Annotated in this window: 17 protein-coding genes; 4 read left to right on the plus strand and 13 right to left on the minus strand. The window is 67.8% G+C overall.

From position 1 onward, the window contains the following. The 12 genes from ABUA28_RS06645 to ABUA28_RS06700 all read right to left on the minus strand — a co-directional run bounded on the left by ABUA28_RS06645 (position 1) and on the right by ABUA28_RS06700 (position 12,829). Positions 1-3,405, minus strand: coding sequence for an error-prone DNA polymerase (locus ABUA28_RS06645; protein WP_349903234.1), 3,405 nt, complete (start codon positions 3,403-3,405; stop codon positions 1-3). Then, complete coding sequence (locus ABUA28_RS06650) at positions 3,405-5,003, minus strand: DNA polymerase Y family protein (RefSeq protein ID WP_349903236.1); 1,599 nt, start codon at positions 5,001-5,003, stop codon at positions 3,405-3,407. The genes ABUA28_RS06645 and ABUA28_RS06650 overlap by 1 nt, the downstream gene beginning before the upstream one ends. Continuing rightward, positions 5,000-5,701, minus strand: coding sequence for a hypothetical protein (locus ABUA28_RS06655; protein WP_349903238.1), 702 nt, complete (start codon positions 5,699-5,701; stop codon positions 5,000-5,002). The genes ABUA28_RS06650 and ABUA28_RS06655 overlap by 4 nt, the downstream gene beginning before the upstream one ends. Positions 5,702-5,732: 31 nt before the next feature. Continuing rightward, on the minus strand, positions 5,733-6,254 hold the full coding sequence (locus tag ABUA28_RS06660) for a GtrA family protein (protein ID WP_349903239.1): 522 nt from the start codon (positions 6,252-6,254) through the stop codon (positions 5,733-5,735). Further along, positions 6,244-7,038 (minus strand): polyprenol monophosphomannose synthase, encoded by a 795-nt coding sequence (locus ABUA28_RS06665; protein WP_349903241.1) that lies wholly within the window; start codon positions 7,036-7,038, stop codon positions 6,244-6,246. Before ABUA28_RS06665 ends, ABUA28_RS06660 begins: the two co-directional genes overlap by 11 nt. Further along, on the minus strand, positions 7,035-7,166 hold the full coding sequence (locus ABUA28_RS06670) for a hypothetical protein (RefSeq protein WP_349903243.1): 132 nt from the start codon (positions 7,164-7,166) through the stop codon (positions 7,035-7,037). The genes ABUA28_RS06665 and ABUA28_RS06670 overlap by 4 nt, the downstream gene beginning before the upstream one ends. Beyond that, positions 7,157-7,441, minus strand: a complete 285-nt coding sequence (locus ABUA28_RS06675; RefSeq protein ID WP_349903244.1) for a hypothetical protein — start codon at positions 7,439-7,441, stop codon at positions 7,157-7,159. The genes ABUA28_RS06670 and ABUA28_RS06675 overlap by 10 nt, the downstream gene beginning before the upstream one ends. Before the next feature lie 165 nt (positions 7,442-7,606). Beyond that, on the minus strand, positions 7,607-8,986 hold the full coding sequence (locus ABUA28_RS06680) for a sensor histidine kinase (protein WP_349903245.1): 1,380 nt from the start codon (positions 8,984-8,986) through the stop codon (positions 7,607-7,609). Then, the gene (locus tag ABUA28_RS06685) at positions 8,983-9,669 is read right to left on the minus strand and encodes a response regulator transcription factor (protein WP_349903246.1); all 687 of its coding nucleotides are present in this window, start codon (positions 9,667-9,669) and stop codon (positions 8,983-8,985) included. The genes ABUA28_RS06680 and ABUA28_RS06685 overlap by 4 nt, the downstream gene beginning before the upstream one ends. A 67-nt stretch (positions 9,670-9,736) precedes the next feature. Then, positions 9,737-10,612 (minus strand): Cof-type HAD-IIB family hydrolase, encoded by an 876-nt coding sequence (locus ABUA28_RS06690; RefSeq protein WP_349903247.1) that lies wholly within the window; start codon positions 10,610-10,612, stop codon positions 9,737-9,739. Beyond that, positions 10,605-11,606, minus strand: coding sequence for an acetylxylan esterase (locus ABUA28_RS06695; protein WP_349903248.1), 1,002 nt, complete (start codon positions 11,604-11,606; stop codon positions 10,605-10,607). The genes ABUA28_RS06690 and ABUA28_RS06695 overlap by 8 nt, the downstream gene beginning before the upstream one ends. A gap of 38 nt (positions 11,607-11,644) precedes the next feature. Next, positions 11,645-12,829 (minus strand): MarP family serine protease, encoded by a 1,185-nt coding sequence (locus tag ABUA28_RS06700; RefSeq protein ID WP_349903249.1) that lies wholly within the window; start codon positions 12,827-12,829, stop codon positions 11,645-11,647. Between the two features lie 172 nt (positions 12,830-13,001). Here ABUA28_RS06700 and ABUA28_RS06705 point away from each other — a divergent pair, with 172 nt between their 5' ends. Continuing rightward, positions 13,002-13,775 (plus strand): hypothetical protein, encoded by a 774-nt coding sequence (locus tag ABUA28_RS06705; protein WP_349903250.1) that lies wholly within the window; start codon positions 13,002-13,004, stop codon positions 13,773-13,775. On the opposite strand, the gene ABUA28_RS06710 is transcribed toward ABUA28_RS06705, so the two are convergent. Next, the gene (locus ABUA28_RS06710; protein WP_349903251.1) at positions 13,772-14,248 is read right to left on the minus strand and encodes a nuclear transport factor 2 family protein; all 477 of its coding nucleotides are present in this window, start codon (positions 14,246-14,248) and stop codon (positions 13,772-13,774) included. The two genes, ABUA28_RS06705 and ABUA28_RS06710, sit on opposite strands and share 4 nt — an antisense overlap. 219 nt (positions 14,249-14,467) lie before the next feature. Here ABUA28_RS06710 and ABUA28_RS06715 point away from each other — a divergent pair, with 219 nt between their 5' ends. Genes ABUA28_RS06715 through ABUA28_RS06725 form a run of 3 tightly spaced genes read left to right on the plus strand, consistent with a single transcriptional unit; the run spans position 14,468 to position 20,706 of the window. Next, a complete protein-coding gene (locus ABUA28_RS06715) occupies positions 14,468-15,127 on the plus strand; it encodes a hypothetical protein (protein WP_349903252.1) in 660 nt (219 codons plus the stop codon). 45 nt (positions 15,128-15,172) lie between these two features. Further along, positions 15,173-18,145: a helix-turn-helix transcriptional regulator gene (locus ABUA28_RS06720; protein ID WP_349903253.1), complete on the plus strand. Its 2,973-nt coding sequence runs from the start codon at positions 15,173-15,175 to the stop codon at positions 18,143-18,145. 44 nt (positions 18,146-18,189) lie between these two features. Then, complete coding sequence (locus ABUA28_RS06725) at positions 18,190-20,706, plus strand: PEP/pyruvate-binding domain-containing protein (protein WP_349903254.1); 2,517 nt, start codon at positions 18,190-18,192, stop codon at positions 20,704-20,706. Positions 20,707-20,712 lie beyond the last annotated feature (6 nt).

Genomic DNA, 20,712 nt, shown 5'->3' on the forward strand with positions numbered 1-20,712 from the left:
TCAGCGGAAGTCCCGAGAACTCGTCTGGGCGAGGATCTCGAGCGGCTCGAAACGGTCGGCAATGAGGTTCGTGACTCCCTCCGGGGAGCGCTCCAGCATGCCGCGGACGATGAGCGCCCGACTGTCGCGTGCGATGCGCCGATAACGCGACCACACCCCGACGCTGCAGACGACGTTGACCAGGCCGGTCTCGTCCTCCAGGTTCATGAAGGTGATGCCGCTCGCGGTCTGCGGCCTCTGACGGTGGGTGACGACCCCGCCGACCTCGACCCGCCTGCCCGGTTCCGCCTCCGCGAGCTGCGTCGAGCTGAGGGCACCACGACGATCGAGCGCCGGGCGGAGGTGCCGGATGATGTGGTCGTTGGGCGAGATCCCCGTCGCCCACAGGTCGGAGAGCAGCACCTCGGCCTCGGAGGGCATCGAGAACAGGGGAGGCTGGACTGCGACCATGCTGCCGCCCAGGTACTCCGCCCGATTCTGGGCTGCATCGCCCGCCGCCCAGAGCGCCTCGCGCAGCGACAGGCCGAGCGACTCGAAGGCTCCCGCTGCCGCGAGCGACTCCAGCTGGACGGTCTGGAGCCCGACCCGTCGCACCAGGTCGGCCATGCTCGTGTAATCACCCGCACTCTCGCGCTCGGCGACAATCCGCTGTGCCAGGTCCGCACCGATACCCGAGACCTCGGCGAGACCGAGCCGCACCGCAAAAGCCCCGTCACGTCGGTGGTCGTCGGTATCGAAGTGCGCGGTGCGGTCGAACGGCCCGATCGGAGGCTGCTCCCGGTCCACACACCGATCGTCGCCCGTGGGGGAGGTCCGTGCGCCGACCAGCTCGAGCCCGGCATCCACCCCGGAGCGCAGGATGTCCGGCCGCAGCACCGCGACGCCGTGCCGCCGGGCGTCCGCAACGAGCGACTGCGGCGAGTAGAAGCCCATGGGCTGCGCGCGCAGGAGGGCGGCGAGGAAGGCTGCCGGATAGTGCAGCCTCATCCACGCGCTGGCGTAGACGAGCAGGGCGAAGCTGAGCGCGTGACTCTCGGCGAAGCCGAAGCCGGAGAACGACTCGATCCTCGCGTAGATCTCGTCCGCCTGCCGGCCGACGATCCCGTTCTCCGACATGCCCGCGTAGATCTTCTCCCGCAGTGACTCGATCTTCTCCTTGCCCCGCTTCGAGCCCATGGCACGCCGCAGCAGGTCGGCATCCTCCATGCTGCAGCCGCCGACCTCCACGGCGATCTGCATGAGCTGCTCCTGGAACAACGGGACCCCGAGTGTGCGCTTCAGCACCTTCTCCAGGCGCGAGTGCGGATAGTCGATTTCTTCAAACCCCCTCTTCCGGCGGACATACGGGTGCACCGCCCCGCCCTGGATCGGCCCGGGCCGCACGACGGCGATCTCCACGACGAGGTGGTAGAACTCGCGCGGCTGCAGGCGGGGGAGCATGCTCAGCTGGGCGCGGCTCTCCACCTGGAACACGCCGATCGCGTCTGCTCGGCACAGCTGGTCGTAGACCCCCTGCTCCTCCTTGGGAATGGAATCGAGGGTCCACGCCTCGCCGAGGTTGTCCTGCACGAGGTCGAAGGTGTACTGCAGCGCGGAGAGCATGCCGAGACCCAGCAGATCGAACTTGACCAGTCCCATCCAAGCGCAGGCGTCCTTGTCCCACTGCACCACCGTCCTGCCGTCCATGCGCGCGTGCTCGATGGGCACGACCTCGCCGACCGGTCGTTCGGTGAGCACCATGCCTCCGGAGTGGATGCCGAGGTGCCGGGGAAACTTCTCGACCTGCCGCGCGAGATCGAGCACCGGATCGGGGATCTCGCTCTCGCCACCGGACGCGGGCATATCCCAGCGCTCGATCTGCTTCGACCAGGCATCCTGCTGCCCAGGACTGTAGCCGAGCGCCTTGGCCATGTCCCGCACCGCGAACCGGGGACGGTACTGGATGACATTGGCCACCTGCGCGGCGTTCTGCCTCCCGTACTTCCCATAGACGTATTGGATGACGTCTTCGCGCCGTTCGGAGTCGAAGTCGACGTCGATGTCCGGCTCTTCGTCGCGCGCGGTGGAGAGGAAGCGCTCGAAGGGGAGGTGGTAGCGGAGCGGGTCGACCGCCGTGATGCTCAGCAGGTAGCAGACGACCGAATTGGCGGCCGAGCCACGGCCCTGGCAGAGGATGCCCTTGCTGCGCGCGTATCTCACGATGTCGTAGACGATGAGGAAGTAGCCGGGGAAGTCCTTCTTCTCGATGACCGAGAGCTCCCGTTCGATGCGCGCCTTGCCCTCCTCGTCCAGTTTCGGCAACCGGGAGGGCACCGCATCCCAGACGAGTTCCCTCAGCCAGCTCATCGGGGTGTGTCCCTCGGGAACCTCCTGTTTCGGCAGTCTCGGCTTGGCGGTGCGCAGCCGGAAGCTCAGTTCGTCTGCCACCTCGACCGTCGTCTCGATGGCCCCGGGATAGCGGGCGAAGCGGGCGGCCATCTCGGCCCCCGAGCGCAGATGCGCCGATCCGGATGCCGGAAGCCAGCCGTCCAGTTCCTCCAGGCTCCTGCGCGCCCGCACCGCCGCCAACGCCGCGGCGACCCGATGCTGCTCCGGCAGCGCGTAGTGGACGTTGCCCGTCGCCACCACGCGCAACCCGCGGCGGGCGGCAAGGCCCGCGAGCACGTCGTTGTAGCCGCTGTCGAGCGGGCCTCCGTGGTCGAGGAGTTCGACGACGACGCTGTCGTGCCCGAAGAGTTCGATGAGACGGTCGAGTTCCCTGGCCGCGGCCGGAGGGCCATCGTGCCTGCCCCCGGCGAGCAGCGCCTGGCGCACCGACCCTTTTCGGCATCCGGTGAGCACGATCCACTGGCCCGCGGCCCGTTCGGCCAGCTCGGCCAGCTCGTACTGCGGCTTGCCCTTCTCACCCCCGTTCAGCTGCGCAGAGGTGATGGCCCCGGCCAGCCGGTGGTAGCCCTCCTCCTTGCGGGCGAGCACCACCAGGTGGCTGCCCTCCGGGTCTGCCATGCCGTTCTGCGGGCCGCCCAGGCCGAGCGAGAGCTCCGCGCCGAACACGGTACCGACCCGGTCGTAGCCCTCCGCCGCCTCGGCCATGCTGGCCACGCCGTAGAAGCCGTCGTGGTCGACGAGCGCGAGGGCGTGCAGTCCCAGCCGCACGGACTGCTCGAGCAGTTCTTCCGGGGAACTTGCGCCGTCGAGGAAGCTGAAGGTGGAGTGCGCGTGCAGCTCCGCGTATGGCACGGCCGCGGGATCGGCCGGCGGCAGGGGGAGCGGCTCGTATCGCGGTTTTTTGCGTGACCAGGCCGGACTGTCGCCGCCGTCACCATGAAAAGAGGCCGCACTCGGGCGGTTGGAGAGCTTGCTCTCGAACTCGGCCCAGGGGATGGGCGGATTGTTCCAGCCCATCAGTCGTACCTCGCTTCCGCCCACCAGGAGCCGCCCTCGATGACCAGGAGCCAGGGCACGCCATCGAAGTCGAGCAGCTGGAACCTTGCCGCCCTGCGGGCCCGGTCGGCATCCCACCACAGCTCGTCGATCGACCACGGGCCGGCCCAGCCCCGGATCGGTCGGGAGTCGCGTGGGGAGTTCGTGGGGGAAAAGCCCGCCGGTGCACCGGAGAGCATCCCGCGGGCATCCAGGCCGAGCTGTTCGCCCGTCGCCGTCACCACGGAGACGAGTTGGGGGAGTGGGAACACCGTCGCGGGGAAGGGCGCGGGCAGCGCGCCGGGCCACGGCCGGGCTGCGGGCTTTTCGGGAAACACCGGGTCACCCCAGGCGGTCAGTTCGCAGCGGTCGGCCAGGGTACGCCCGCCGCTCACCGTCGCGGTGAGCACCCCGCCATGACCGAGCATGCTCTGCACCCGGGAGAGGGCATGGTGAACCCGCTCGTCCGGCCCCGATCCCCAGAGCCCCTCCTCATGGTTGCCGATGGCGTCGACCCTGTCCGGTGTTATCCGCACCCCGACGATGGCCGAGCCGAGGCCGCTGTCCCCGCTGCTGCCGCCCTGGAGCTGCCAGCGCACCCGGTCGACGACATCCGCCGCGGTGAAGGAGCGCGGATGCAACCAGCCGCGCTCGGAGATCTCACCCGCCTCCGACTCGATCTCCACCCGGAGGGCCGTGCACACCAGTTTCGCCGCCCTGAGCCGCTCGATGAACCGATCGGCCGACTCCCGCACACCGAATGCGACCTGGTCGATCCGGTCGAGGCCCGGCCAGAAGTCGATCGAGCTGTCGAACTCCTCCGGCGGAACGCGCGGCACGATCGGTCGGCTGTCCTGCCCGGCGGCCAGCGCGTGCAGCCGTGCGCCGGATTCCCCGAAACGGTCCCGTACCGCCATGCCGGGCAGCGCGGCGAAGTCCCCGAGCGTGCGGATGCCGAGACGGCGCAGCAGGGTCGCCAGCTGCGGCTGGTCCAGGAGGCCGACGGGCAGCGGTTCGAGGAAGGACGCGGACTCGCCCTCCGGAACGATCGCGATCCTCTGGTGCCTCTGCAGCCTCGCCGCGCGCTCGGCCGTGAACGGCCCATCCGCAATGCCGACCCTGGCACCGTGGATGCCCGCGGCATCGAGCCGGTCGAGCAGCCACAGCGCGGCCTCTTCTTCTCCGCCGTAGTATCGGGCAGGGCCGCGGATGCGGAGGGCGCAGGTGCCGGGGCGCAGCAGTTGCACCCCCGGCATGGTCTCTTCGATGGCGGCGATCACCGGCTCGAAGGCCCGGCTGTCGAGTGCGGCATCGTAGGGGAGCGCCAGCAGCGCTGTGCAGCGCGACTGGGCCTCCCGCACCCGGAGCCCCCGTCGAACCCCCTCGCGGCGGGCCGTGGCCGAGCAGGCGAAAACGAGACCGCGATCCACCAGCGCGATCGCCGCATCCGGGGGAAGTCCCTTGGCCAGCAGCACTGCCGTGACGGGCCAGTCCGGACACCAGAGCACCATGGTGCGGTCGATCTGCCCACGGCGAATCGCCGAACTGCTGCGGGCTGCCGACACGGGACGGCCTGTCATCCCGCGGCCCTCCGCACTGCAGGAAACTGCTGCGCCTCAACCGGCCGAAACTGCTGCTCCGGATCGGGCAGCCACAGCCTCCCGCTGCGTTGACGCCCGCCGCGTGCGACCACGGTCACCGTGGCCTGCCGTGCAGCCAGGTAGCCGTGGCCATCGCCGACGCCGCTCCACCGGCTCTCCGAGAGGCCGAGAACGGCTTCGCTCTGCGGCCACCCGCCCAGCACGAGGAGCGTGCTGCCACGCTGCCTGATCCGCGCGCCCAGCCTCGAGGCGACGGCATCGCCCACCCGCTTCGGCGGACGGACGGCCACCACCGAGAGCACGTCGGCCAGGGCCGCGACAATCGTCAGCCAGTGTTCGCCGGGATGCGGCACCAGCGCCAACCGCTCGAGTGCGATTCCCTGGGCGACGGCGGCCTCGATCCCGAACTCCGGAACCCCGACCACCCCGCACCACGATCCGGCCGCCGATGGCCCGGCCAGGAGAGCCATGAGAAGGGTCAGCGAACCCTCGACCGAGTAGCTCGCGCCCTGCTTGAGCGAGCCACCGGGGAGCAGGCCGGACAGGGCCGCGTGCGTGGGGATGGCGCGGGCATCGAGCTTGGTCGCCTGCATCCGCCCGATCCGCGCCTGCAGCTCGCGCACCGTCTCGCGAGCAGCCCCTTCCCGGGGTGCGACGGCTGTGCTGGCGGGAGGCATTCCCCCATATTCGAACATACATTCGAATATGTCAATTGCCTCCGACATCCGCGGGGATCGAGGCTGCAGGGTGCGAGGTCGTGGCGATCGGATTCGGCCAGGAATGGCGGTTCCGACGGAAAGCCCCGAACACCCACCAGCGGTAGAGCGCGAAGCGGAAGGCCGTTCCGAGGGCGAGGCCGACGACGTTGGTCGCGATGTTGTCTGCGAGCAGCGAGGTGTATCCGAGCAGGTAGTGCGAGACCCACAGGCAGCCGAGCGCGATCGCCATGCCCGCACCGCTGACCACGGCGAACTCGATGCCCTCGCGCACGACGTCGCTGCGACGGCGATCCCGGTAGGTCCAGAATCGGTTCCCGATCCAATTGCACCCGATCGCGAGCGTCGTGGAGATCACCTTGGCCCAGAGCGGCCCCTCGTGCACGAAGTCGGGGGAGAGCACGGTGGTCCTCAGCGCGTTGAACACCACGATGTCGACGACCAGGCCGACGCCGCCCACCAGGCCGAAGGTCACGAGCTCCCGCAGGAATGCGACCCTGGCCTCACGCGACATGTGCGGCCTCCTGTTGGTGGATCGGCGTGGTGTATCGATGTGCGGGGGAGAGCAGTCTGGCGGGCAGCCCCGCGAGTCCCCACAGGGTGACTCGCGTGATGGCCTCCTTCACGATACCTGCGCCCATCTTAGAGACACCGAATTGGCGCTCGACGAACGTGATCGGCACCTCGGCGATGCGCAGCCCCTGTCGATACGCGTGCCACAGCATGTCGATCTGGAAGCAGTAGCCCTCGCTCGCGACGGTGGACAGGTCGATGGCGTCCAGCGCCGATGCCCGAAACGCCCGATACCCGCCCGTGATGTCGTGGAAGGGCAGCCCGAGGGCGATCCTCGCGTAGAGACTCCCCGCGCGCGAGAGCAGCATCCGTCGCAGCGGCCAATTCTCGATCTGTCCTCCGGCGACCCAGCGCGAGCCGATCACCATGTCGGCATGAGCGATCGCGGTGAGGAGGCGGTGGAGCTGTTCGGGCTGGTGGGAGCCGTCGCCGTCCATCTCCACGAGCACCTCGTAGCCGCGGCCGAGTCCCCAGCGGAAGCCCGCCTGGTATGCGGCGCCGAGCCCCTGCTTGCCCGGGCGGTGGAGCACGTGCAGGCGGGGTTCGCGGAACGCGAGGTCCTCGGCGAGCGCGCCCGTGCCATCCGGTGAGTTGTCGTCGACGATGAGGAGTTCGATGTCCGGGTCGCTGTGCAGCACGCGCTGAGCCATCGACTCAAGGTTCTCCCGCTCGTTGTAGGTCGGAATGATGACGAGTGTCCTGCTCAAGGTGTCTCCCTGCTTCATGAACCGCTCCTGCCGAGTTCGTAGATGACGGTGCGGTGCACCGAATATTCGTGCTGCACCTGGAACCCCAGCTGACGGAGTTCGAGCACGTCTGCGGGCACGGATGCCCCCGCTGGCTTCATCTCCATCGCCCAGACGGTGTCCGATACCGTCCAGCCAGCCCGTGAACCGCGTCGACGCGGCCGAGCATCGGGAACAGCGTGGAGACGGGACGCTCTGCTGACATGATGCTCGCGGCCTCATCGCCCCAGAATGACGGAACCCAGGAGCCGGCGAAGGAGATCGCAGCGGCGAGCAGGCCGATCCCGATGGCCAGGGTACGCAGGCGCATCGACCGCACTCCGTGCACGCGGGGATCCGGGACCGGCGCAATGACGCTGTGCGGGGTGACGGTCGCGGTCATTGAACTCCCCCTCCCGCTGTCAGAATCGCGGCGTTCAGGAGTGAATGCCGTGTTCTTCCATGCTCGTCACGGCCGCCTGAGTCGAGGCCCGGATTGGCACGGTTGACGATGAGAGTTCATACAGAAACCCTCAAGGATGCGTGGAGGCGCAGGCCCCGCTGACCGTCAGCGTGGGGAGGTCACGGGCACGATGACGGTGGCGCGTACGCCGCCGTTCGCGCGGTTCTCGAGGGTCACGGTGCCGCGCGCCGAGGTCACGATGGCGCTGACGATGGCGAGGCCCAGACCACCACCGCCCGCGTGGGTGCTCCGTGACTCGTCCGGGCGGGAGAAGCGGTCGAAGGCGACGGGGATGAAGTCCGGAGGGATCCCGGGGCCGTCGTCACTGACCGTGAGGATCAGGTCTTCCCGGGCCTGGCCGAGCACGACTCGCACGGTGCCGATGCCCGCGTCCGACAGCGCGGTGATCGCGTTGGTGGTGAGATTGCTCACCACGCGCCCGAAGTTCTCGGCCGCGATCGGGTAGTCGAGCGGTTCGACGATCTCGGAGATCTCGAAGTCCACGGTGATCTCCGCGGATGCGGCCAGCAGCCGAGCACGATCCACCGAGTTCGCGAGCTCCACGGCCAGTGTCGCGAACGAACTGACGTCGCCGGTGCCCGCAGCCTGCACCTGGGACAGCTCGAGCAGCCCGTTGGCGAGGCGCGCGAGTCGGTCGACGGAGTGCTCCGCCGCGGTGATCTCCTCCTCGAGAGCGGTCGCGTCCCCACGGGCCAGGTGGGCGAGCTCGAGCTGGGTCTTCAGGACGGCGATGGGCGTGCGCAGCTCGTGGCTGGCATCCGAGACCATCTGTCGTTCCCGCTCGGCGGAGTGCCGCAGCTGCAGGATGAACTCGTTGAGCGTGGTTGCGAGTGCGGCGAGCTCGTCCCTGGCTGGTCCAACGGCGAGGGGTTCTGCAGAGCCTCGGCTGTTGAGCTCCTCTGCCTGCGTACGCATCCTGGTCACCGGACGCAGTGCCGCTCCCGTGAGCAGCCAGGAGGCAGCACCAAAGCCCACGAGCAGCAGGCCCGCGGCCATGAGCAGGGCGATGGTGAGCTGGTCGAGAAGGATCGTGAAGGTCTCCTGGTTGCGGGCCGTGACGATGTGCCAGCTCCCCGCGGCGGTCTTCACCGTCTCGTTTCGAACCAGGTAGCTGTCGTCCCTCGAATTGATCGTCTTCACGGTCGAATCCATCTCGAGCAGGGTGCCGAGACGCCCGGTGAGCAGGTGCGGCAGGGTGTTCACCTTGACCTCACCGTTCGGATCGACGACCGCGACCAGCTGGCCCCGGCCCGGCTGGTCGACGCTCTTTCCGGCGCTCGACACGAGGGAGGTCTGGAACTGCTCTGCGTCGTTGGAGAGCAGGGTCGACGCCGTGCGGTGCAGGATCGAATCCACCTGGAACCGAAAGACGATGCCGGTGGCCCCGAAGAAGAGCGCCGCGATCACGAGACTCCCGAGGGTGATTCGCCAGCGAATCGACAGGCGAGAGCCCAGACGCCTCATTCGGTCAGCTCCAGCATGTAGCCGGCGCCCCGGACGGTGGTGATACGCACGCCGGACTGTGCAGGATCGAGCTTGCGGCGCAGATAGCTCACGTACTGCTCCACGATGTTGTGGTCGATGTTCTCCGCGGAACCCCAGACCTCCTCGAGAATGCCCACCCTGCTCACCGTCGTGCCGAGCTTCGTCGCGAGCAATCTGAGCAGCGCGAATTCCTTCGGGCTCATCGCGAGCTGTCGTTCTCCGATCAGGACGCGCAGCGACGCCGAGTCGAGCACGAGATGTCCGACGGAGAGGGTGAGCTTGCCACCGCTCGCATCGCGCCTCAGCAGGGCCCGGATCCGCGCGGTCAGCTCGACGAAGGCGAAGGGCTTGGTGAGGTAGTCGTCCGCACCGGAGTCGAGCCCGAACACCCGATCCTCCACGGCATTGCGCGCGGTGAGCAGGAGCACGGGCATCGTGCTGCCGGTGTCGCGGATGTGGCGGCAGATCTCGAAGCCCGACATCCGCGGGAGCATCACGTCGATTGCGGCGAGCGCGAATTCTTCTTTGCTCACCGCGATCAGGGCATCGACCCCGTTGTCGACCGCGACGACGTCATAGCCCTCCACGCGCAGGCCGCGCTCGATCAACCGGCCCATCTCCGGGTCGTCCTCGACGACCAGGATCTTCACGATGTCTCCCATCCGTCGCAGTGCATTCCTGCATCGTGGCACGTTCCCCGGCAGATACACCCCGGTGCCATGAACTTTTTCAGCGCAGGCCCAGCTTTCGAGTCCAGTGGGCCAGGAACGCCGCCCCGGCTTCGTCGTGGATGAGCTCGCCCTCCGTGACGATCGGATACGGCCGCTGCAGGATGCCGTCGCTCGGCCGCACGTCGACGTGCGCGACCTCGAATCCCTCGCTGTGCAGGTGGTCGGCCATGAGATAGTCACTGCGCGAGTCCCCGACCGAGCGCCACAGCCGCGGAAGCGGACCGCTCTCGGCGAAGTGGGCGAGTGCGCGTTCTGCCCCGCGATCCTTGTCGAGCAGCACGGATTCGACGTCTGTCGAGATCACCGTCGGGTCCACCCGGAAGGGCACGCGGCCGTCGGCATCAGGTACCTCCCGGTCGCCGAGGTGAGCTCCGAGACCATGCCGCACGAGCGCGTCGAACGCGGCCTGGTTCATCGCGGGCTGGGCCTCAAGATAGCGGGCGTGGTCGACATCCGTCCGCTGCTCGATCGAGATCATGGCGTGCTTGGTCTCATCGAAGAACATCGTGCCGGCGAAGCGTGTCGCAACGAGGTCTCGGATCTCTTCCTCGAGGTCATCGGGAAGCGCGACGCTGTCATCGATCGTGAGCTCCCCGAGTCCCCGGGCCGTGATCTCGGCCCAGGTGCCGCCCTTCTCGCACACCGCGAACATCCGCGCGTCCGGTGGGAGCCCCGCGTCCAGCAGCGGCGCGACGACCTGCTCGCGCACGAAGGTGTCCGAGCGGCCGGTGATGAACGCGATGGGCACCCCGGCGCCGGCGAGCAGCACGAGATCGTCGAGGATGCTCCGGATGGCGATGGTTCGAGCCGCCGGGCTCGCGATCGGTCCGTCGACATCGAGCAGGAGGCCCAACGGAGGTACAGGCTCAGCCACGGGCAAACAGCTCCCTCAGCCAGGCCAGCTTCACGCGATCCTGGTCGACCTGCCCACCCTCGTGGTTGTTGAACGGGTAGACCCTGATCTCCTTCTGCCCCGCGTAGTTGTTGTACGCGGCGTAGACGGTCGACGGGGGACAGGTCGTGTCCATGAGCGCCACCGAGAACAACGCGGGGATGCTCGAACGGCGCACGAGGCCGGCGACATCGAAGTGCGAGAGGGTGTGCATGACCTGCTCGATGCGATCGCGGTGGATCGACAGGTATCGGGCGATCTCGCCGTAGGGATTGCCGTCGGTGATGAGGATCGCGCGCTCGAAGTGCGAGAGGAACGGCACGTCTGCCATCACTCCGGCGAGGGCGGGCAGTCCGGAAGAGCCGGGCAGCGATTCCGAGAGCAGCGCGGAGACGGCGAGCGCGAGGCCGCCGCCCTGGCTGGCCCCGCTCACCACGATGCGCGCCGGGTCGACCGCCGGGTGCACCGCAGCGGTCTCGACGGCGCGCACGGCGTCCGTCATGAGGCGCCGGTAGTAGTAGGTCTCCGGGGAGAGGATGCCACGGGTCATGAAACCGGGCTGCTCAGGGTTCGACCCCGGCTCGGCATCCGGTGTCGCGCCGACCTTCCACACCGAGCCCTGTCCGCGCGTGTCCATGAGCAGGTGCGCATACCCGGCCAGCGGCCACAGGGTGGGCTCGTGGGCGAGTCCGCGGCCGCCACCGTAGCCCTGGTACTCGACGACCGTGGGCAACGGCGCGCCCGCGCCCGCCGGAACGCGCAGCCAGCCGCGCACCTCCTGGCCGCCGTACCCCGCGAAGGTGACGTCGTAGGTGTCGATGAGCGTCAGCCCGGTGTCAACCGGGTCGAAACGCGCATTCAGCCCGTGCGTGCGCGTCTCACCGAGGGTGCGCTGCCAGAAGTCGGTGAGACCGGGTGGCTCGGCTATCTCGGGGTTGTACCGCTGCAGTTCATCGAGTGGCCAGTCATTAAGCACGCTGTGGAGCTCCCGTCGTTCGACGTCCAGTCTGGCAGTCAGCGCTTGACGCAGTGACCAGACGCGACCGACGTCGACAGCGATGAGGCCGAATCCGCCACGGGGGAGAGCTCCTTCATGGTGAGGGCATAACCCACGGACGACGAGGTCGTCGACTTGGCGAACACCACGCCTGCCACCTGCCCGGCCTGGTTCAGCAGCGGTCCGCCCGAGTTCCCCTCCTGCACCGCGGCAGACAGGTAATACAACTCGACCGGCTGCGGATTGTCGCCGTAGATGTCGCGCATCTCGACCGTGGGAACGCTCTGCACCTTGGCCGCCCCGGACTGGAACGGGCCACCGAGCGGATAGCCGTCGAACGCCGCGGGTGCTCCGACGGGAAGGTTCTGGCCGAGCGGAAGCGGCGGTGCGGACAGCCCGACGACGGAGATGACCGCGAGATCGTGCTGCGGATCGAAGTAGACAACTCGGCCGGGGTATGCGCCGCCGTTTCTCGGCTCGACGACGGGGGAGGTGACGCCCGCCACCACGTGCGCGTTCGTGACGATGCGGCCCGGGGCGACCACGAACCCGGAACCGGACTGGTTCTGGCCGCACTGGTACGCATTTCCCGTGATCTTGACCACCGACGCGGCCGCCGCGGCCAGCGCATCGCTGTTCGGTACGACCTTCGGGGCCGGCGGAGCACTCCTGGGCGCGAGAGCGTCCGCGATGGCGGGCAGGCCATCCTCCACCACCACGGAGCGCAGCTGGGCGAGCAGCGCCTTGACCGGATCCGGGGTGAGCGCATTGACCGTCGTGATGACTCGTGACGACCCGATGGTCTGGGAGAGGAAGGGCACGCCGAGCGCACCGATGCTGAACGCGAGCATCGACAGCACCAACGCGGCAACCACCAGGTCAAGTGCGGCCCCGAGCAGGCGATCGAAGATCTTCAGCGGCGTGCGATCGAGCACGCGTCGGATGACCCTGCCCACGGCCAGGCCGAGAACCTGGCCAGCCCCGAGCAGCACGAGCATTGCGACGAGCACGGCGGGAACGCGCCACACGCTGTCGCTCACCCAGCCCGCGACGAGCGGAATCGCGAGGAACGCGGCGATTGCGCCCACGACGATTCCGAGGATGCCGGCCAGACTGACGATGAGGCCGACACGAAAGCCATAGACCGCATATCCGACGAGGGCGACCAGCAGCACGATGTCGAGGATCAGGGATGCCGTCACATCAACACCTCTGTCCGACTCGGGCCATTGTTGTTCTGCACATACCGATGGTTCTCAAAAATCAACGCTCGCTGCATCGTAACCCAGCCTCGCGCGAGCTTCCCTGCAATTTCCCCTATCCTCACTAGGTACCGTACTGATGGTGGAGAGCGCAGAAGGAGAATCGCACCCCGTGGCAGACATGAGCCTTCGCTTGCCCAACAGCAGCTTCCGAGCGGTACTGAACCTCGGCGGCGGGCCCGCGTCCACCCTCGAACTGCCCGCCCGCTTCGGGATTCCAGAACTCGACATGGAGTGGGAGGAAGACACCCGCACGAGCGGACTGTACATCTCTGTTCCGGACGGGCAGCTTCACCTCTCGGCGTCCGAAGAGGGCATCCAGTATCACTTCCACGGCGACGACGGCGAGCACCGCGATTCGAGCCCGTGGCCCGGCCGCGACACGACGCGGCTCATCGCCTGGGCATCCGCTCTCACCTCGGCCGTACACGCGCTCATGCCCACGCTGCTCGAAGACATTGAGGAGGCCGCGGCGTGGCACGACGCCGGGTACACCCTCTACGTGTGCTCAACAGAGCCCGCACAGCTCGATCTGCTGGAGGTCGAGATCGAGGGGGAGATCCTCACGCTTCCCTGGCTCGGCGCCGGGAACGTCGACCAGGAGCATGTCGAGGGAGAGAACCACCCCGTGGCGCTGCTGTGGAGCCCGACGGAGGACGAGGATCCCCGCACGCCGATCGCGCGGGCCTGGCTCGATCCGAGCGGCGAGCCTGCCACCGCGGCGCTTCCCGGCGTGGACTGGGCCGCGATCGGGCTTCCCGTCGACGAGGTGTTGTCCTGGCTCGAGGGCACCTACCTCAACAACCACGTGATCCCGGATGCCGCCACGGCCCTCGTGCAGGCGGCACTCGAGCGCATGGGCGGCCTCGACAGCCCGGTCGACTAGAAGCCGAAGTCGCTCAGGCCCGGGTGGTCGAGCGGTCGGGGTGCGCTGCGATCCCAGAAGAACTTGCGGTCGGACTCCTGGATCGGCACGTCGTTGATGCTCGCGTGACGCCAGCGCATGAGCCCGTGCTCGTCGAACTGCCAGTTCTCGTTGCCGTATGCGCGGAACCAGGCGCCGTCAGGGTCGTGGTACTCGTAGGCGAAGCGCACGGCGATGCGGTCGTCGTCAAAAGCCCACATCTCCTTGATGAGCCGGTACTCCAGCTCCTTTGCCCATTTGCGTTCGAGGAAGGCGATGATCGCCTCGCGCCCTTCGACGAACTCCGAGCGGTTGCGCCACCAACTGTCGACCGTGTACGCGGCAGCGACCTTCACCGGATCTCGGCCGTTCCAGCCGTCCTCTCCCGCGCGCACTTTCTGGATGGCCGTCTCACGGGTGAACGGCGGAAACGGGGGCTTGTCACTATCAGGCATGACCTTGACTTCCTTTTGCTAGCTGATAATCGCAGCCTCTACCCATTTGGCGGGAATGACAAGGAACGTTACGACCGGCACCACGGTACAGAGGGGCCGGCACAGCCAGGTCAGCACAGCCAGGTCAGTACAGAAGAGATGCGTAATTCAACCGATAGCGCACGCCGTCTGCCCCGATCTACCGTGATGCGACAAGCCCACGAAAGGTCGTTGATCATCATGACGCGCAACACCCACTCCTATCCGCTTGAGGGCATCGTCTTCGCTGCGGGCGGGGCATTCACACTGGTTGGAAGCGCTCTGCATCCGACCGGTGGGAGCTCGAATTACCACGACTCGTTTGCCGCGCAACTGGCCAATCCCATTGGCGCACCGGCGAACTGGTTGACTCTCATCGGCTCGCTGCTGCTCGCGTGGGGCGTGTGGATGCTTCTCGACAGCGCCTGGCGAAACGCGCCTGGTCTGGTTCGTGCCGGGGCACGACTCGCCATCGTCAGTTCGGCCATACTCGTCATCGAGTCGGGGGCCTCACTCGCGATGCGCACCACGGCAGCAGCGTACGCTGCGGGGACCCCTGTGCCGATGGTTCGGCTCAGCGAGACGTTGTACGCCGCATGCCTGCCAGCACTGATGCTGGGAGCGCTGTTGCTCAACCTGGGCAATCGCAGGCTGGCTCCCGCCGTCGTGCGAATTGTCGGCGCGGTCGGAATGGTGGCACTCGGGCTTGCCGGGCCCTTCGTTGACGGGCTCCACATCATCGCACTCTGGCCGCTCTACCTCGGCGGTGTGCTCACCTGCATCTGGATCATCTGGGCCGGAGTCCATGAGGCGGTCGGAGTCGCCTCTGGCACGATGGCCGCTCAGAAGGTCGATGCGTGAGCGCTCAGACGTTGACTATCGCGGCGAGGAGTGCCATACAGGAATATGCGCACCAGGGGCCGCCGTATTCCGGAGCCCTCGCAGCACCAGCCGACGCTCCTGGTCGACAGGGACGCAGAGTTAGCACGTATCGAGGCAGGGCTCTCCAGGGCAGCAGGAGGGGAGCCAGGAGCGATCGTGCTCAGCGCGGCTCCGGGGATCGGAAAGAGCAGGCTCGCCGGTGAGGCCCTTGCCCTCGCCCGCAGCGCCGGTTTTGACACCTTCGTCGGACACTCGGGCGAGTTGGGCACGGGCATTGCCTACGCACCATTCGTTGAGGCGTTCGGACCGTACCTGCGCGGCCTGCAAGCAGAGGAGCGGGGCCAGCTTCTGCGCGGGCTCAGTCAGCTCAGTCTCGTCATCGGCGGCCTCGGTGTGCGTGGGCCGCGTGCGTTGGGCGATCCCGCACTCGAGAGGGTGCGTATCGTCGACGGTTTCGTCCGCCTGATCGAACGCCTCACGCGACAGGCTCCGGTCGTGCTCCTCCTCGAGGACGTACACGTTCTCGACGGGGAAAGCGCCGCGTTGCTCGGCACTCTCGCCCTCACTGTCGACGACAAACCACTGCTGGTGATCCTGTCGACCCGCTCCAACGAGCCACACGGAGAGCAGTTGAACCGACTGTTGGCCGGGATATCGTCCGCGACGTGGTGGCAGAACCGGATCGAGATCCCTCCGCTCACGGAGGCCGGGTCGGAACGGCTGCTTGACGACTTGCTTGGAGGGCGGGCCGATGCAGACCTCGTGCGTCTCACACTCGAGCGCTGCGGGGGAGTGCCCAGGCTCCTCGAGTCGATCGCGCACGACCTGCTTGCCAGCGGCCGTCTCTCCAGACGCGGGGATTCCTTCTCACTGGGAGGGCAACAACTGCCGCTTCCAGCCGACATACGCAGCCGCATTGCGCTTCGCCTGTCAGGGCTCACAGCTGACGAGCGGCGCATCATCGAACTGGTGGCGCTCAGTGGAACGCACGGTGACTATGCGCTTCTCACCGGTGCCGCAAACGTGGAGTCCTCGGCACACGAGGCGCTCGAGCACCTCGAAGAACGAATGCTCGTGTCGACAGCGAGCGATGGCACGGTCACGCTCGCACACGGCATCCTGCGAGAAGTAGTGATCGGCGAGATGCTGCCGGCTCGGCAGCGTCGCAGGCACACCGAACTGGCAGAGGCGCTGCAGCAGCAAGACGAACGCGATCCGCGCATCGCGGAACACCTTCTCCGCGCCGGTTCGTTCATCGATGCGGAGAAGGCGATCGGCGCGCTTCGGGCGGCAGCCGAGCACGCTCGTCTCCTCGGCGCGAACGACGATGCCATGCGATACCTTCACGCCGCCATAGACCTCATGCCTGCCGCGCCGTCATCAGCGCGTGCGGATGCGCTCGTCGAACTCGGCGCGCTGTGCGTCCTGTGCGGCCACCGCGACGAGGCCACAGATCACTGGAAACGCGCCCTGGCGCAGTATCGCCAGATGGGCGATGCGCACGGCATGACCCACGTCTATCGCGAGTTGGCCGTGCGTGCCTCCGGCGACGGAGACGGGGAACAGGCACGCGAATTCTTCGAGGCGGCCGAACGCTTTCAGGATGGGCTCGATCCGTCGCGCGAATACGCAGAGCTGTTGTACACGCGCATGATCGTCGCCGTGCGCGATGGCGAAGCACAGACGGTCGCCGAGCTGGCCGGTCGGCTGCGACCGATTGCGCGCCGCCTGCACGTGCCGGAGTTGAGCATCCGCCTGCTGTTGGTCGAGGCCGCTCAATACCTCACCCAGAAGAAGCTCGACGCTGCGGATATCGAAAACATGCGGGCCCTCGACCTGGCTGAGGCGAGCGACGACCTCACGCTCGCGATGCGGGCGCACGACCAGCTCTCGGTGGCGGCGAGCATCCGCGGGGATCTCGCCGCGCTCCGACGGCACAGCGAAGCCAGCCTGGAAGCGGTCAACGAACTCGGTGCGGTGAACCTGAGGCCCTGGCCGCGCACGCGCCTGACGATGGCAGACCTGCTCTCGGGAAACTGGGATCGTGCGCTGCGCACAAGCTCAGACGTCCTGGCCACAGTCGATCGTTTCAGTGAGCAGCGGGGCCGACTCAGTGCAATGGGAACGCACGCGTGGCTCCTGGTGCTGCGAGGACGTCTGCACGAAGCGGATGAGACCCTCCGGGGGGCCCGTGCGATTCTCACCGAGTCTCGAATGACGGCCGGTTCGTGGAGGAACGATGCACGGTTGCCCACCTCTCTGTGCACCGCAGAGACGGCATTCGCACTGGCACAGGGACGATACGAGGATGCCGCGCGCCTCGGTGCCCCGCTCGCCGAATTGACCAGCTGGTATCCCTTCCCGTCCGCCATGCTCCTCGGGGAGGCGCTCGCACACACGGACCGCGTCCGGGCCGAAGAGCTCTCCACGCGGATCCGCGAATGGAATGGTTGCGGAACACCATTTCCAGACGCCGTGGCTGATTTCATCGACGGATTGTGTGACCCAACACGGGCTGGATCGGATAGCTTCTCGGCATCCATCGCCGGCTTCGACACGCTCGGGTTTCCATTCCTGGCAGCCCGCGTCCGCCTGGAGCTGGCCGAGCGATGCGCCGATGCACCGGTGGACGCGACGCGCCTCGCCACGGACGCGCTCACGGTCTTCGACACGGTCGGCGCACCCAGGCAGGCACAGCGTGCGCGACAGCTGCTGCGCGCACTCGGAGTCGTGCCCTCGCGGGGACGGGTGGCGACCGAGACGGGTGCCCCGCTGAGCGCGCGCGAGCTCGAGGTGTCCAGGCTCGTGGCATCCGGGAACAGCAACGCGCAGATCGCTACGGCCTTGTTCATCAGCCCGCGCACGGTCACGACTCATCTCGACCACGTCTACCAGAGGCTCGGGCTGAACTCGCGCACGGCGCTGACTCGCTACCTGGCGGACTCGGGACTGCTGGGCGATGCCCACGACGAGGAGAACGAGGATCTGATTACGTAATCGTACGGATACCGCGTGCCGCGCACGGGCGTCACGCTGTCATTGTGGCTGACAGCGAAGAACCCACCGTGCCAGAGACGAGTGCGTATGTGATCGCGCTCGCCGGACACGCCTCGCACGAGTCGCACGCACCTGACCTCCTCGCGTCGCGCATCGGCGCCAAGGCGGCCGGCCTCGCGCGCCTCGCCGCGGCGGGGATCGCCGTTCCTGAAGGGCTTGTGCTGACCACCGACGCGTATGTCGAGGCACAGGGCATGGCGGCACAGGAGTCTGGCCGACCGCTTCAGATCCCGGCGAGGGTCGATGCAGCCATCGCGTCCATTGCCGCGCACTTCGGCGAGGCAACGCTCGCCGTACGCTCCTCCGGCACTCAGGAGGATCGACTCACCGCGTCGTACGCTGGCCTCTACGAGACCACGCTCGGGGTGCGCGGAACGGCACAGCTGAGGGCGGCGGTGCTGAGGTGTTGGACATCGGCGTCGTCGGAGCGGGTGCGGCGCTACGCACCGGATGCGACGGTCAGCGCCCCCATTGCCGTGCTCGTTCAGCGTCAGTTGGCCCCGGATGTCGCCGGCGTGGTCTTTTCCGCAGACCCGGTCAGCGGAGACCGCGATGTCGCACTCGTTTCGGCCGTCCCCGGCCTCGGTGACGGTGTTGTCAACGGCAGCATCACGCCGGATCAGTGGCGGGTGGCCCAGGGGACTGCCACCCCCGAGCGAGCGGCACTACAGGCGCTCACGGCGGAACAGGCGCTCGCTGTCGCGGAGCTCGCACGCCGCATCGAGACGATCGATGGAGTTCCCCAGGACATCGAATGGGCCATGGATACCGAGCGTCTCATCGTCTTGCAGGCTCGCCCGATCACCGCGCTGCCCCAGCCGCCTCGCAGCGACGCTCTCGAGGGGGTGTGGCTGAAAGAACAGAACCGCTACACGGAGCCAATGACAGTACTCGGGGCATCCGTCGCCACCGCAGTGGTCGCGCGCGGACTCAGCGCCGTCTTCGCGCGGTATGGCGGACTCATCGCCCGCGTGGAATGCCGTTCGATCGGCGGTGAGATCTACCAGCGAATGGTCCCGATCGGTGGTCACGAGTCGGCGGCACCGCCACCGTGGTGGCTGCTCGGTGTGCTCGTGCGCACCTCACCCGAGCTGCGCCACCGCATGCGCGAGGCCCATCACAATGCCTCTCCCGCGGCGATCGCAGACGCGATCGCCCGGTGGCGCAACGAGCAACGCGGCGATCTCCAGCGGCAGATCGCGCAGCAGCACGCAGTTCTGCTTGAGATACTCGACGACGCGGCGCTTGCCGAGCACTTGCAGGGGGTGCGCAGACTCCTCGAGTCTGCGATGGCAGTGCATTTCAGCCTTGCGGTTCCCGGCGTCGTGCCGCTGTATGTTTTCGTGCGCACCTGCAGTCGTCTGCTGGGCTGGGGCGAGGCCGACGCGCTGCGCATGCTTTCCGGAGTCTCCCCGATGACTTCAGAACCGGTCAGGGCACTCGCGCGGATCACCACGCGGTTGGCGAAGTATCCCGACGCAATCGCCGCCATCCGCTCCGGGCGGGACATTTCTTCCGTACTGCGCGCGGCATCGGATGAACTCGGTCGCGAGTTCGATCACTGGCACGGCGTCTATGCATCATCCTGCATGAGCGACGATCCGGGCTCGGCAACGCTCGCCGAGCGACCGGAGGTGCTGCGTGAGCTCGTTCTGGCGGATGCCGACGCGACCACGGCGCGCCTCGATGCCGTTCTCGACAGGAGGCTCGCTGTCATCGACGAGGCCCGGGCGCAGCTGGCACCGCGGGGCAGGCGTGCCCTGCGAGCTTTCGAGGCGGCGCTGACCGCGGCGGAGGACGCGTATGGCCTGCGCGAGGATGTCGCATTCTGGACGGGCTCGCAGTGCGGCGGCCTGGTGCGCGTAGCGGCCCTCGAGGCCGGTCGCAGGCTCGTTGCCCATGGCCGCATCGACCGTGCTGGCGACGTCGTGAACCTCGACATCGACGCGCTCATCGCCGCGCTCACGGACGACGGCGGCGACCTGCGCGCTGCCGTCGTCACGGCCGTCGCCGAACGAGCGTGGGTGCGGCAGCATCCCGGGCCCGCAGTGCTCGGGGGAGCGGTGCCGACCCTGCCAGACCTGCGTGGCCTGCCCAGGCATGCCCGCACGGTGAACGACGCCATGCAGTGGGTGCGCTCGGCACCTCGCGCGCCCTGCACGCCCGCGGCATCCTCGCTGGTTGGGGTTCCCGGATCCGGGGGCAGCTATGAAGGTCCCGCCCGCGTCATCCGCAGTGAGTCCGAATTCGGCACCCTTCGTGACGGGGACGTTCTCATCACGACCACCACGGATCCGGCCTGGTCGGTGTTGTTCGGGATTGCCGGCGCCCTCGTGACCGAGTCCGGCGGCGTGCTTTCCCACGCGGCGATAGTCGCGCGGGAACACGGCATTCCTGCGGTGCTCGCGGTGCCGGGCGCAACATCCGCGTGCAGGGACGACGAACTGCTCAGTGTTGACGGAACGCACGGCCGAATCACCCGATCGGCCAGAAGAAAATAAGGAGAG

Source organism: Parafrigoribacterium humi, assembly GCF_040227205.1.
GTDB classification, from domain to species: domain Bacteria; phylum Actinomycetota; class Actinomycetes; order Actinomycetales; family Microbacteriaceae; genus Parafrigoribacterium_A; species Parafrigoribacterium_A humi.

Excerpts from the sequence above, each read along its gene's own strand:
- ABUA28_RS06660 (WP_349903239.1), bottom strand. The coding sequence starts at position 6,254 with ATGTCGCGTGAGGCCAGGGTCGCATTCCTGCGGGAGCTCGTGACCTTC.
- ABUA28_RS06655 (WP_349903238.1), bottom strand. The coding sequence starts at position 5,701 with ATGCCTCCCGCCAGCACAGCCGTCGCACCCCGGGAAGGGGCTGCTCGC.
- ABUA28_RS06715 (WP_349903252.1), top strand. The coding sequence starts at position 14,468 with ATGACGCGCAACACCCACTCCTATCCGCTTGAGGGCATCGTCTTCGCT.
- ABUA28_RS06650 (WP_349903236.1), bottom strand. The coding sequence starts at position 5,003 with ATGACAGGCCGTCCCGTGTCGGCAGCCCGCAGCAGTTCGGCGATTCGC.
- ABUA28_RS06670 (WP_349903243.1), bottom strand. The coding sequence starts at position 7,166 with ATGGAGATGAAGCCAGCGGGGGCATCCGTGCCCGCAGACGTGCTCGAA.
- ABUA28_RS06680 (WP_349903245.1), bottom strand. The coding sequence starts at position 8,986 with ATGAGGCGTCTGGGCTCTCGCCTGTCGATTCGCTGGCGAATCACCCTC.
- ABUA28_RS06665 (WP_349903241.1), bottom strand. The coding sequence starts at position 7,038 with ATGAAGCAGGGAGACACCTTGAGCAGGACACTCGTCATCATTCCGACC.
- ABUA28_RS06685 (WP_349903246.1), bottom strand. The coding sequence starts at position 9,669 with ATGGGAGACATCGTGAAGATCCTGGTCGTCGAGGACGACCCGGAGATG.
- ABUA28_RS06710 (WP_349903251.1), bottom strand. The coding sequence starts at position 14,248 with ATGCCTGATAGTGACAAGCCCCCGTTTCCGCCGTTCACCCGTGAGACG.
- ABUA28_RS06645 (WP_349903234.1), bottom strand. The coding sequence starts at position 3,405 with ATGGGCTGGAACAATCCGCCCATCCCCTGGGCCGAGTTCGAGAGCAAG.
- ABUA28_RS06675 (WP_349903244.1), bottom strand. The coding sequence starts at position 7,441 with ATGACCGCGACCGTCACCCCGCACAGCGTCATTGCGCCGGTCCCGGAT.
- ABUA28_RS06720 (WP_349903253.1), top strand. The coding sequence starts at position 15,173 with ATGCGCACCAGGGGCCGCCGTATTCCGGAGCCCTCGCAGCACCAGCCG.